The 12,223-nt window shown below is 46.3% G+C and carries 12 protein-coding genes; 9 read left to right on the forward strand and 3 right to left on the reverse strand.

The genetic code is table 11. The features are described 5' to 3' along the window. The 7 genes from ACWJJ4_RS12295 to sipT all read left to right on the forward strand — a co-directional run bounded on the left by ACWJJ4_RS12295 (position 1) and on the right by sipT (position 7,596). Positions 1-1,137 (forward strand): efflux RND transporter periplasmic adaptor subunit, encoded by a 1,137-nt coding sequence (locus ACWJJ4_RS12295; RefSeq protein ID WP_043867055.1) that lies wholly within the window; start codon positions 1-3, stop codon positions 1,135-1,137. After that, positions 1,138-1,830, forward strand: a complete 693-nt coding sequence (locus ACWJJ4_RS12300) for an ABC transporter ATP-binding protein (protein ID WP_070081750.1) — start codon at positions 1,138-1,140, stop codon at positions 1,828-1,830. Beyond that, positions 1,827-3,020: an ABC transporter permease gene (locus ACWJJ4_RS12305; protein WP_071391893.1), complete on the forward strand. Its 1,194-nt coding sequence runs from the start codon at positions 1,827-1,829 to the stop codon at positions 3,018-3,020. Before ACWJJ4_RS12300 ends, ACWJJ4_RS12305 begins: the two co-directional genes overlap by 4 nt. Before the next feature lie 281 nt (positions 3,021-3,301). Then, positions 3,302-4,057, forward strand: a complete 756-nt coding sequence (locus tag ACWJJ4_RS12310; protein ID WP_014417627.1) for a DeoR/GlpR family DNA-binding transcription regulator — start codon at positions 3,302-3,304, stop codon at positions 4,055-4,057. Next, complete coding sequence (gene pfkB / locus ACWJJ4_RS12315) at positions 4,054-4,965, forward strand: 1-phosphofructokinase (protein ID WP_454021669.1); 912 nt, start codon at positions 4,054-4,056, stop codon at positions 4,963-4,965. Before ACWJJ4_RS12310 ends, pfkB begins: the two co-directional genes overlap by 4 nt. 14 nt (positions 4,966-4,979) lie before the next feature. Next, the gene (locus tag ACWJJ4_RS12320) at positions 4,980-6,884 is read left to right on the forward strand and encodes a PTS fructose transporter subunit IIABC (RefSeq protein ID WP_204530522.1); all 1,905 of its coding nucleotides are present in this window, start codon (positions 4,980-4,982) and stop codon (positions 6,882-6,884) included. Positions 6,885-6,978: 94 nt separating this feature from the next. Next, positions 6,979-7,596 (forward strand): signal peptidase I sipT, encoded by a 618-nt coding sequence (sipT, locus tag ACWJJ4_RS12325; RefSeq protein ID WP_369719103.1) that lies wholly within the window; start codon positions 6,979-6,981, stop codon positions 7,594-7,596. Positions 7,597-7,633: 37 nt separating this feature from the next. Here the strand turns inward: sipT and ACWJJ4_RS12330 are convergent, their stop codons facing one another. Then, positions 7,634-7,903: a hypothetical protein gene (locus ACWJJ4_RS12330; RefSeq protein WP_021493749.1), complete on the reverse strand. Its 270-nt coding sequence runs from the start codon at positions 7,901-7,903 to the stop codon at positions 7,634-7,636. A 162-nt stretch (positions 7,904-8,065) separates the two neighbouring features. Between ACWJJ4_RS12330 and ACWJJ4_RS12335 the strand changes: the two genes are divergently transcribed. Both ACWJJ4_RS12335 and ACWJJ4_RS12340 read left to right on the forward strand, forming a co-directional pair. After that, the gene (locus ACWJJ4_RS12335) at positions 8,066-9,685 is read left to right on the forward strand and encodes an ABC-F family ATP-binding cassette domain-containing protein (RefSeq protein ID WP_003154562.1); all 1,620 of its coding nucleotides are present in this window, start codon (positions 8,066-8,068) and stop codon (positions 9,683-9,685) included. Between the two features lie 113 nt (positions 9,686-9,798). Then, positions 9,799-10,707: a ketopantoate reductase family protein gene (locus ACWJJ4_RS12340; RefSeq protein ID WP_070081753.1), complete on the forward strand. Its 909-nt coding sequence runs from the start codon at positions 9,799-9,801 to the stop codon at positions 10,705-10,707. Between the two features lie 29 nt (positions 10,708-10,736). Here ACWJJ4_RS12340 and ACWJJ4_RS12345 read toward each other — a convergent pair whose 3' ends face one another. Together ACWJJ4_RS12345 and ACWJJ4_RS12350 are read right to left on the reverse strand one after the other, a co-directional pair. Continuing rightward, the gene (locus tag ACWJJ4_RS12345) at positions 10,737-11,969 is read right to left on the reverse strand and encodes an aminopeptidase (protein WP_070081754.1); all 1,233 of its coding nucleotides are present in this window, start codon (positions 11,967-11,969) and stop codon (positions 10,737-10,739) included. A gap of 100 nt (positions 11,970-12,069) precedes the next feature. Beyond that, positions 12,070-12,204, reverse strand: coding sequence for a protein YkpC (locus ACWJJ4_RS12350; protein WP_003154559.1), 135 nt, complete (start codon positions 12,202-12,204; stop codon positions 12,070-12,072). Between the last annotated feature and the right edge of the window lie 19 nt (positions 12,205-12,223).

A 12,223-nucleotide genomic window follows, 5' to 3' on the forward strand; every position in this document is an offset into this window, starting at 1 on the left:
ATGAAAAAAATTTGGATCGGAATCGGCATCGCCGTAATTGTTGCAGTATTCATCGGTATCAATATTTATAAGTCTGCCGCTCCCGCGGGCGGCAGCGCCGGAAAAAAAATCGAAACCGGAACCATGGAAAACAGAGAAATCTCATCTACGGTTATGGTTCCGGGAACACTTAAATTCTCTAAAGAACAGTATGTTTTTTATGAAGCAGATAAAGGAACTCTTGATAAAGTGAAAGTAAAAGAAGGCGACAAAGTAAAAAAAGGGTCGTCGTTAGTCACTTATACAAATGAGCAGCTCAACCTTGATAAAGAACAAAATGAGTTGACAGAACAATCAAAACGGATGCAAATCGAACAAGTTGAAGAAAAACTCAGAGCATTAAACAGCAAGGAACAAGATCTGGCAAAACAAGTGGGAGAAGCGGAAGCCAAAAAACAAATTGAATCCGAACGGACTGATCTGCAGCTTCAGCAAAAAACGGCGGAAATCGAATTAAAGCAATCTGATTTGCAAAAGCAGTCTCTTGAAAATCAAGTGTCGAATCTCAATGTTAAGAGTGAGATGGACGGGACGGTTATCTCGGTAAATCAAGAAGCGGCTTCTAAAAAATCGGATATTCAAGAACCGGTTATACATATAGGAGACCCGGAACACCTGGTCGTTGCCGGCAATTTGTCCGAATACGACACGCTGAAAGTGAAAAAGGGCCAAAGCGTTACAATCACCTCAGACGCCATCCCCGGCAAAACGTGGAAAGGGAGAGTGGCGGCTGTCGGCCTCGTTCCGGATCAAAAGTCAAGCGCTGCTTCGGGGGAAAGCACGGAACAAGCCGTCCAGTACCCGTTTCAGGTTAAGCTGATCGGAAACCTTCCGGAAGGCAAGCCGGGATTTAAATTAATTATGAACATTGAAACCGACAAACGGAAAGCCGATACGCTGCCGTCCTCCGCAGTCAAAAAAGACGGAGATGAGCACTGGGTCTTTACGGTAAAAGACGGGAAGGCCAAACGCGTGAAAGTTAAAGTCGGCGATACCGCAAATCAGCTTACGGAGATAAAAGAGGGGCTTTCAAAGGATGATAAAGTCATTCTGAATCCGGCTGACGGTTTGACTGACGGAACGGATGTGAAAGCATAGATGATTCAGCTTTCAAAGGTGAAAAAAAGCTATCAGATCGGCAAGGAGACGTTTGATGTTCTCCGTTCAATCGACCTGACGATTGAAGAAGGAGAATATGTGTCAATTATGGGACCGTCGGGATCGGGAAAATCTACGATTATGAATATCATCGGCTGTCTGGACAGACCGACGTCCGGCAGTTACAGGCTTGCGGGCGAAGATGTTTCTTCATGCACCGAAAAAGAGCTTGCGGCGGTCCGGAACAAATCAATCGGATTTGTCTTTCAGCAGTTTCAGCTGCTGCCGCGATTGAATGCAAGAAAAAATGTCGAACTCCCCATGATCTATGCCGGTATCGGCAAAAAAGAGCGTGAGGAACGGGCTGAGCACGCGCTGGAAAAAGTCGGTTTGGCGGATCGGATGCGTCACATGCCGAATGAGCTGTCCGGCGGCCAGAAGCAGCGTGTCGCGATTGCAAGAGCCATCGTGAACGAACCGAAGCTCATTTTAGCTGATGAACCGACCGGCGCGCTGGATACGAAAACAAGCATTTCCATTATGGAGCAGTTCACAGAGCTTAATGCAGAGGGCGTGACCGTGGTGCTTGTCACTCATGAGCCTGAAGTGGCGGACTGTACAAACAGAGTGATTTTCGTCCGTGACGGCATGATCGTTTCCCGCGATTCTGAGCAGAGGAGAGTGGGGGAATGAGCCTGTCAGAAAATCTCCGGATGGCCCTCAGTTCCGTAAGAGCTCACAAGCTGAGATCGATTCTGACAATGCTCGGAATCATTATCGGCGTCGGTTCAGTAATCGTTGTTGTGGCTGTCGGCCAGGGCGGAGAGCAAATGCTGAAGCAATCCATCAGCGGGCCGGGCAATACGATTGAATTGTTTTACCTGCCGAGTGATGAAGAATTAACAGCCAATCCGAACGCCTTACAGCAAGCGAGTTTTACAGAAGAAGATATTAATGGATTAAAAGGAGTGGACGGCGTAAAGCAGGTTGTCGCTTCCGCGGTAAAATCCATGACGGCCCGTTACCATGAAGAAGACACGGATATTACGCTGAACGGCATTAACAGCGGCTACTTGGACGTAAAAAAGCTGGACGTTCAAGATGGACGGACATTTACGGACAATGATTTTCTTTCCGGGAAAAGAGCGGGAATCATCTCGAAAAAAATGGCTGAAAAGCTGTTCGGGAAAACGTCTCCGCTCGGAAAAATCGTCTGGGCCGGCGGACAGCCCGTAGAAGTAATCGGCGTACTGAAAGAAGAGAGCGGCTTTTTATCGTTAGGACTCAGTGAAATGTATGTGCCGTTCAACATGCTGAAAACGTCTTTCGGTACTAACGACTACAGCAACGTTTCCGTTCAGACGGAGTCCGCTGATCAAATCAAAACAACAGGAAAAGAAGCGGCCCGTCTCTTAAATGACAATCACGGTACAAAAGAGGCCTATCAAGTCATGAATATGGAAGAAATCGCGGCGGGAATCGGTCAGGTCACGACCGTTATGACGACGATCATCGGTTCGATCGCCGGTATTTCTCTCGTTGTCGGCGGGATCGGGGTCATGAATATTATGCTCGTATCAGTGACGGAACGGACAAGAGAAATCGGCATCCGCAAATCGCTCGGTGCCACGAGAGGACAGATTCTGACACAATTCTTAATTGAATCTGTTGTGCTTACATTAATCGGCGGCTTAATCGGAATCGGTCTCGGCTACGGGGGAGCAACACTCGTTTCCCTTATCGCAGGCTGGCCGTCGCTCGTTTCCTGGCAGGTGGTTTGTATCGGCGTGCTGTTCAGTATGCTGATCGGTGTCATTTTCGGCATGCTGCCCGCCAACAAAGCATCACGCTTAGATCCGATTGAAGCGTTACGGTATGAATAACCGGCGCCCCATGCAGTCTGCATGGGGTTTTTTGTGTTTTAATGATTGAATGAATATAATAGACTTTTTTCATTTATGATAAAAAGAAAATGTCATACAATTGTCCCCCTTTTTGTCGAATTTACAGTTTACAAACCCTATGTACATACGTTAATATGAACAAATGTGAAAGATTTTGATAGTTATTGAATGAATTTGAGTGATTTTAGTTGCTTGAAGTAAAAAAAGCGTTTACAATTATCTTGCAGCCGAAATGAATACGTTTTCAAAGGAGGCGGAATATGCTCACTCCTGAAAGGTATCAGCTGATTATGGATCAGATTGAAAAGCGAGATGTGGTGAAGATTCAAGAGCTGATAAGCATGACAAACGCTTCTGAATCAACGATCAGAAGAGATTTATCAACACTTGAAGAGCGCGGGTTTTTAAAGCGCGTTCACGGCGGGGCGTCTAAACTTTCCAACAGCAGGCAAGAACCCGATATGCTTGAAAAATCCTCCAAAAACCTTCAGGATAAACTGAAGATCGCTGAAGAAGCGGCATCTTTATTAGAAGAAGGTGACTGTATTTACCTTGATGCGGGAACAACTACATTGCACATGATTGATTTTATAGATCATACAAAGGACATTGTGGTTGTCACAAACGGGGTTATGCATATCGACGCTTTAATAAGGAAAGGGATTCCTTTTTATCTTCTCGGAGGATATGTGAAGCATAGAACAGGTGCGATGATCGGCGGCGCCTCATTAACGGCGGTCAGCCAGTACCGTTTTGACAAAAGCTTTCTCGGGGTGAACGGCGTGCACATTGAAGCCGGCTTTACAACACCCGATCCGGATGAGGCTCTTCTGAAGACAAAGGCTGTGAGACAGGCGAAAAATGCGTATGTTTTAGCCGATCCTTCTAAATTCGGCGAGATTTCTTTCGCAGCGTTCGCCGCCTTGGGCGATGCAGCTATCATTACCACTGAAGCTGAAGAACTTGCATTCGATAATTACCAAGAAAAAACTGTCGTAAAGGTAGTGAAACCATGATTTACACTGTAACCCTCAATCCGTCTGTTGACTATATCGTTCACGTTGAAGATTTTGCCGTAGGCGGTTTAAACCGTTCCAGCTATGACACGAAGTATCCCGGCGGAAAAGGCATCAACGTTTCGAGATTACTGAAAAGACACCATGTGCCGTCAAGAGCATTGGGGTTTGTCGGCGGATTTACCGGAAATTATATCACGTCATTTTTGCAGCAGGAAGGTCTGGAAACGGCTTTTTCTGAGGTGGATGAAGACACGCGTATAAATGTAAAACTGAAAACGGGCGATGAAACGGAAATTAACGGACAGGGCCCGACGATTTCAGACGAAGTGTTCAATGCCTTTTTAGAACAGTTCTCCGCTCTGGAAGAGGGAGACATCGTCGTTTTAGCGGGAAGCATCCCTTCCTCCCTGCCGCATAACACGTATGAAAAAATTGCTGAGGCATGCAGAAAGCAGAATGCCCGGGTAGTGGTGGACATCTCCGGTGAAGCGCTGATGAAAGCGACAGAAATGAAACCGTTTTTGATGAAGCCGAATCATCATGAGCTTGGGGAAATGTTCAATACGGTCATTGATTCAGCCGAAGCTGCCGTTCCTTACGGTAAAAAATTAATTGAACAAGGCGCTGAACACGCGATTGTTTCGATGGCTGGCGACGGTGCGCTTTTATTTACGAAAGAGGCGGTTTTCCTCGCCAATGTTCCTAAAGGAAAGCTTGTCAATTCGGTAGGCGCGGGTGATTCCGTCGTCGCGGGATTCCTTGCGGGAATTTCAAAACAGCTGCCTTTGGAAGATGCGTTCCGTTTAGGAGTTGCTTCCGGAAGCGCGACGGCATTTTCTGAAGAACTCGGAACTGAAGAGTTTGTACAGCAGCTTCTTCCTGAAGTTAAAGTCACACGTCTATAGAGGAGGAAAGAAAAGTGAAGATAACTGAGCTGTTAACAAGAGATACAATTCATCTCAATATAGAAAGCAAAGAGAAAGAAAACGTTATCGATGAAATGGTGACAGTGCTTGACAAAGCCGGCAGATTAAATGACAGAGAGGCTTACAAAGCAGCCATTTTAAATCGTGAAAGCCAAAGCTCGACGGGAATCGGCGAAGGCATTGCCATTCCTCACGCGAAGACGGCGAGCGTCATTAACCCGGCCATCGCATTCGGCCGTTCAAAAGATGGTGTGGATTATGAATCATTAGACGGTCAGCCGGCACACCTGGTCTTTATGATTGCGGCAACCGAAGGAGCGAACAATACGCATCTTGAGGCATTATCAAGACTTTCAACGCTTCTTATGCGTGAGGAAATCCGCAAACAGCTTCTTGAAGCTGAATCAGAAGATGCGATCATTGACATCATCAATCAGCATGACAAAGATGACGATGAGGAAGAAGAAGAGCAGGAAGAACAGGCAGCGCCGTCAGGAAAAGGGAAAATCCTTGCGGTTACGGCATGCCCGACAGGTATCGCTCATACGTTCATGGCAGCTGACGCACTGAAAGAAAAAGCGAAAGAGCTCGGCGTTGACATTAAAGTCGAGACAAACGGCTCAAGCGGTATTAAACATAAGCTGACGGCTCAAGAAATTGAAGACGCGCCTGCGATTATCGTGGCGGCTGATAAACAGGTTGAAATGGAGCGCTTTAAAGGCAAACATGTTCTTCAAGTGCCTGTGACGGCCGGTATCAGGCGTCCACAGGAACTGATTGAAAAAGCCGTTAACCAAGATGCGCCGATTTACGAGGGCAGCGGCGGAGGATCTTCCGCTTCAAATGAAGACGGCCCGAAACAGAAATCAGGCACAAGCATCGGAAGTACTTTCTATAAACACTTAATGAGCGGTGTCAGCAACATGCTGCCATTTGTCGTCGGCGGCGGAATTCTCGTTGCGATTTCATTCTTCTGGGGAATTCATTCAGCTGATCCGAAAGATTCGACATACAACACGTTTGCTGCCGCGCTGAACTTTATCGGTGACGGTAATGCGTTAAAGCTGATTGTTGCAGTTCTTGCCGGATTCATCGCAATGAGTATTGCGGACCGTCCGGGATTTGCGCCGGGTATGGTCGGCGGATTTATGGCTACGCAGGCGAATGCCGGATTCTTGGGCGGACTGATTGCCGGATTCTTAGCCGGTTATGTCGTAGTCCTTTTGAAAAAGCTGTTTGTCTTTATCCCTCAGACTCTTGACGGATTAAAACCTGTATTGATTTATCCGCTGCTCGGTATTTTTATCACCGGTGTCCTGATGCAGTTTGTCATTAACACACCTGTAGCAGCGTTTATGAATTTCTTAACAAATTGGCTTGAAAGCCTTGGAACTGGAAACCTTGTCTTAATGGGGATTATTTTAGGCGGTATGATGGCTATCGACATGGGCGGCCCGCTCAATAAAGCGGCATTCACTTTCGGTATCGCGATGATCGATGCCGGAAACTATGCGCCGCATGCGGCCATCATGGCGGGCGGAATGGCTCCGCCGCTTGGAATCGCACTGGCGACAACATTCTTTAAACACAAATTCTCTAAACGTGACCGTGAAGCCGGTATTACGTGCTACTTCATGGGAGCAGCTTTCGTTACAGAAGGCGCCATCCCGTTTGCAGCGGCTGATCCGCTTCGCGTCATCCCTGCAGCCGTTGTCGGTTCTGCGGTAGCGGGCGGACTGACAGAGTTTTTCAGGGTAACGCTTCCTGCACCGCACGGAGGAATATTCGTTGCATTCATTACGAACCATCCGCTGCTTTACTTAATGAGCATCGTGATCGGAGCGATTGTAACTGCGGTTATCTTGGGAATCATCAAAAAACCGGTAGTAGAGAAATAAGCGAAAAGCGTCCTTTACGGGCGCTTTTTTCAATCATATGCGCATAGAAGCGTTATGTATTTTGTGATGAGTTGTGATAAAGTAAAGATGGTACATGAACCGAAACAGTGATCGTCTAGGAGGAACCACGTTGACTGAAGAACAAAAACCTACTTCTGAAAAATCGGTAAAAAGAAAATCCAACACATATTGGGAATGGGGAAAGGCCATCATTATAGCGGTTGCACTTGCGCTGTTAATCCGCCATTTCCTGTTTGAACCGTACTTAGTGGAAGGATCATCAATGTACCCGACATTACATGACGGTGAAAGACTGTTTGTCAACAAAAGCGTCAATTATATCGGAGAAATCGAGCGGGGGGACATCGTCATTATTAACGGCGATACATCGAAAGTCCATTATGTAAAGCGGCTCATCGGAAAACCGGGAGAAACGGTGGAAATGAAAAATGACACGCTTTATATAAACGGCAAAAAAATCGCAGAACCGTACCTCGCGAGCAATAAAAAAGAAGCGAAAAAACTGGGAGTCAACCTGACGGGAGATTTCGGCCCCGTAAAGGTTCCGAAAGGCAAATACTTCGTCATGGGCGACAATCGGCTGAATTCAATGGACAGCCGGAACGGACTCGGTTTAATTGCCGAAAACCGGATCGTCGGCACCTCGAAGTTTGTGTTCTTCCCGTTTCATGATATGCGTCAGACAAAATAAAAACGCCGCGCTGCCCGATTCGGACAGCAGGCGTTTTTTATTTGGCAAACGAGGCGGCGACGGCGATGAACAATACTGTGGCCAGCACTGATCCGACAATGGCCAGAACGCTGAAAAAAAGATTCACCTGCTTCTTCTCTTTGCCGCGTTTTTCAAGCATCCGTTTTGAAAAGAGATGCGAAAACGTATAAATGAGGGCGATTCCGACGTACAAGCCGATGTCACGTGCCGTAAAGCCTGTGACGGCCAGAAAAACCCCGGTGAAGAAAATCATAAGACAGTATTCTGTGAGTGTTAAAAGCTTCAACTTGTTCCTCCGTGATGAATATGTATATATATCTATTGTATCACAGCGCTCCGGGTTTGACGCCTGCATCTTTTCAAACCCGTATATTCGCAGGGAAACATTTCTCTTCCCCTTTATTCATGGTATACTTTTAATGATGATAGACACGATGGAGGATTCTAAATGATTGCTGTAAATAATGTGAGCTTGCGTTTTGCGGATCGCAAGTTATTTGAAGATGTCAATATTAAATTTACGCCGGGCAACTGCTACGGATTAATAGGCGCAAACGGTGCCGGAAAATCAACATTTTTGAAAATTTTATCCGGTGAGCTGGAGCCGCAGACCGGCGATGTCCATATGAGCCCGGGCGAACGTCTTGCCATTCTGAAGCAGAACCACTTTGAATATGAAGACTGTGAAGTGCTGAAAGTCGTCATCATGGGGCATAAACGTTTATACGAAGTCATGCAGGAAAAAGACGCGATTTATATGAAGCCTGATTTTTCAGATGAAGACGGCATCCGCGCCGCTGAACTTGAAGGAGAGTTTGCGGAATTAAACGGATGGGAAGCTGAAAGTGAAGCCGCTATTTTGTTAAAGGGGCTGGGCATCTCTGAAGACCTGCATACGAAGAAAATGGCCGACTTAGGCGGTTCAGAAAAGGTGAAAGTGCTTTTGGCACAGGCGCTGTTCGGCAAGCCGGACGTTCTGCTGCTTGATGAACCGACCAACCACTTGGATCTGAAAGCGATTCAGTGGCTGGAAGAGTTTTTAATCAACTTTGAGAACACAGTCATCGTCGTATCCCATGACCGTCACTTTTTAAATAAAGTGTGCACGCACATCGCCGATCTTGATTTTAATAAAATTCAAGTGTACGTCGGCAACTATGATTTCTGGTATGAATCAAGCCAGCTTGCTTTAAAGCTTTCTCAGGAAGCCAACAAGAAAAAAGAAGAGCAGATTAAACAGCTTCAGGAGTTCGTGGCCAGATTCAGCGCCAACGCCTCTAAATCAAAGCAGGCGACATCAAGAAAGAAACTCCTTGATAAAATCACGCTTGATGATATTAAACCGTCATCACGCCGTTATCCTTATGTCAATTTCACGCCGGAACGCGAGATCGGAAATGACGTGCTGCGGGTTGAAGGCTTAACAAAAACGATTGACGGGGTTAAGGTGCTTGATAACGTCAGCTTTATTATGAACAGAGAAGACAAAATTGCATTTACGGGCCGCAACGAACTTGCCGTTACGACATTGTTTAAAATCATTTCCGGGGAAATGGAAGCAGACAGCGGCACATTTAAATGGGGCGTGACCACTTCTCAGGCGTACTTCCCTAAAGACAACAGCGAATATTTTGACGGCAGCGATGCGAACCTTGTCGACTGGCTCCGCCAATACTCGCCGCATGACCAAAGCGAAAGCTTTCTGCGCGGTTTCTTAGGACGCATGCTGTTCTCAGGAGAAGAAGTCAACAAAAAATCAAACGTCCTTTCCGGAGGAGAAAAAGTGCGCTGCATGCTTTCAAAAGCGATGCTTTCCGGCGCGAATATCTTAATTCTGGATGAACCGACAAACCACTTAGATTTGGAATCCATTACGGCGCTTAACAACGGCTTAATCAGCTTTAAAGGCGCTATGCTGTTTTCATCTCATGACCATCAGTTTGTACAGACAATTGCCAACCGCATCATTGAATTAACGCCTAAAGGCATTGTTGATAAACAAATGTCTTATGACGAATTTCTTGAAAACGCGGATGTGCAGAAAAAGCTTGAAGAGCTATACGCGTAATAAAGAAGCAGGGGAGACTCTGCTTTTTTATTTATGAAAAAAGTTTTCAATCTTCTGACTTCCCGTTACAATAAAGGCAATACATAAATTGAAAAGAGACGGAGGAATGCATCATGAAGTTTTTAGTTGTCGGAGCTGGGGGAGTGGGCGGATATATCGGCGCGCGACTTGCAGAAAAGGGAAATGACGTTACGTTTCTCGTCCGTCAGAAGCGGGCGGAACAATTAAAAGAGACGGGATTGACCGTCAAAAGTGCAAATGGTGATGTTTCAATCAAGCCGAAAATAATCATGGCGGGCGAAGATGGAGAGTTTGACGCCGTTATCATCGCATCAAAAGCGTATTCTTTGCAGGACGTCATTGGGGATGTCAAACCGTTTGTCAAACCTTCGTCGGTCATTATTCCTTTTTTAAACGGATACAGGCACTATAACCAGCTGTTTGAAGCTTTTTCAAAACGGCAGGTGCTGGGCGGCCTCTGCTTTATTGAGAGCGCCCTTAACGACAAAGGGGAAATTCTTCATACGAGCGCTGCCCACCGCTTTGTTTTCGGTGAATGGAACGGGGAGCGCACAGAACGTATGAACGAGCTGGAAAACGCATTTGCAGGCGTGAAAGCGGATGTCATCATCAGCGGGGATATTGAAAAGGACATTTGGAAAAAATATATGTTTATTGCCGCGCAGGCGGGAGTGACCACTCTGTTTCAACAGCCGGTCGGACCGATTTTAGAAACAGAAGGCGGCCGCAGCACGGCAAAGCGCCTCTTTGCTGAAATCGGAGCCATTTTCAAGGCTGCCGGCATCCCGAAAGATCCTGGTCTGGAAGAAGAGAGTTATCGCACATTGACAAGCATGTCTTACCATATGAAATCGTCGATGCTGAGAGATATGAAAAAGGGCAGGGTGACGGAAGGTGATCATTTACACGGCTTTTTGCTTGAGAAAGCGAAAGGCTTGTCAATTGATACACCTGTTTTGGAAACCGTCTGCGCCAACTTGCAAATGTATGAAGCGAAATAAAAAGGAGGCCTGATCGCCTCCTTTTTTTATTAAAATGCCCAGTTTCCGTTTCTGAAGATCGGTTCTCTTTTCCCGTCCGCGGTAATACCGTCGATATTCATGTCTTTGGAACCGACCATAAAATCTACGTGTGTAATGCTTTCATTTAAGCCCTCTTTAACAAGCTCTTCCCGTGTCATTTGTTTGCCGCCCTCAATATTAAAGGCATACGCACTGCCGATCGCCAAGTGGTTAGAGGCGTTTTCATCGTACAGTGTGTTGTAAAATAAAATATTTGATTGTGAAATCGGTGAATCGTAAGGCACTAAGGCCACTTCACCGAGATAGTGTGAGCCTTCATCGGTTTCGACGATGCCTTTTAAAATCTCCTCGCCTTTTTCAGCTTTCACATCGACAATGCGGCCGTTTTCAAAGGTAAGAGTGAAGTTATCAATAATGTTGCCGCCGTAGCTCAGCGGTTTCGTGCTGGAAACCGTGCCGTTCACCCCGTCACGCTGCGGAAGGGTGAAAACCTCTTCTGTCGGCATGTTGGCCATGAATTCGTGACCGCTTTCATTCACGCTTCCCGCGCCTGCCCATACATGTTTTTTCGGCAGTTCAATGGTTAAGTCTGTTCCTTCAGCCTGATAATGCAGGGCGCTGTAATGTTTTTTGTTCAGGTGTTCCACTTTTTCATGAAGATTTTGATCATGTTTTTTCCATGCTTCCACAGGGTTTTCTTCATTTACGCGGGTCGTTTTGAAAATTTCTTCCCATAAAAGCTGAACGGCTGTTTCTTCCGGCTGATCCGGGAACACTTTTTTCGCCCAGCCTGTTGAAGCAGCTCCGATCACCGTCCAGCTGACCTTATCTGATTGAATATATTGTCTGTATGTATGCAATGCTTTTCCGGCGGCTTTTTGGAACGCTGCAATCCGTTTGCCGTCAGTGCCTTTTAACAGGTCGGGGTCGGATGAGACGACAGAAATAAACGCAGCCCCTTTTTTCGCGAGCTCTTCTTTTCCTTTTGCTTCCCATTCAGGATACTCTTCAAACGCTTCAAAAGGTGCCATCTCGTATTTTAATCTGGACAGTTCATCGTCCTGCCAATTTACGGTGACGTTTTTTGCGCCTTTTTCATAAGAATGTTTGGCAAGCAGTCTGACAAGTTCCCGGACATCAGTTGAGGCATTGATTACGACATGCTGTCCTCTTTGGACATTGACGCCGACTTCTACCGCCAGCTGAGCATATGTATTTAACTTTTCAGTAAACGAACTCATCGTTCATTCCTCCTCATCGGTTTTTCTCATCATATCAAATAACGCCTCATAAAGGAAAGAAAGGAGCACAAACGAAAAAGACACAGCTTTTGCTGCGTCTTTACGGGTGATTCAGTTTTACGGCGCCGCCGGCCGGAGAATGGGGCATATTGGCCAGTGAAATGCTCATACCCCCCAAAATAATTCCGCTTAAAATGACGGCTACTGCTACGCGTCTTCCCACATCTCTAAGCATATGCTTCCTCCTTAATGTT

The sequence above is a fragment of the Bacillus sp. JK62 genome, assembly GCF_053663455.1.

Bases quoted from the DNA above. Each gene is read 5' to 3' on its own strand.
- ACWJJ4_RS12295 (WP_043867055.1), top strand. From the start codon at position 1: ATGAAAAAAATTTGGATCGGAATCGGCATCGCCGTAATTGTTGCAGTA.
- ACWJJ4_RS12300 (WP_070081750.1), top strand. From the start codon at position 1,138: ATGATTCAGCTTTCAAAGGTGAAAAAAAGCTATCAGATCGGCAAGGAG.
- ACWJJ4_RS12305 (WP_071391893.1), top strand. From the start codon at position 1,827: ATGAGCCTGTCAGAAAATCTCCGGATGGCCCTCAGTTCCGTAAGAGCT.
- ACWJJ4_RS12310 (WP_014417627.1), top strand. From the start codon at position 3,302: ATGCTCACTCCTGAAAGGTATCAGCTGATTATGGATCAGATTGAAAAG.
- pfkB (WP_454021669.1), top strand. From the start codon at position 4,054: ATGATTTACACTGTAACCCTCAATCCGTCTGTTGACTATATCGTTCAC.
- sipT (WP_369719103.1), top strand. From the start codon at position 6,979: ATGAACCGAAACAGTGATCGTCTAGGAGGAACCACGTTGACTGAAGAA.
- ACWJJ4_RS12335 (WP_003154562.1), top strand. From the start codon at position 8,066: ATGATTGCTGTAAATAATGTGAGCTTGCGTTTTGCGGATCGCAAGTTA.
- ACWJJ4_RS12340 (WP_070081753.1), top strand. From the start codon at position 9,799: ATGAAGTTTTTAGTTGTCGGAGCTGGGGGAGTGGGCGGATATATCGGC.
- ACWJJ4_RS12345 (WP_070081754.1), bottom strand. From the start codon at position 11,969: ATGAGTTCGTTTACTGAAAAGTTAAATACATATGCTCAGCTGGCGGTA.
- ACWJJ4_RS12350 (WP_003154559.1), bottom strand. From the start codon at position 12,204: ATGCTTAGAGATGTGGGAAGACGCGTAGCAGTAGCCGTCATTTTAAGC.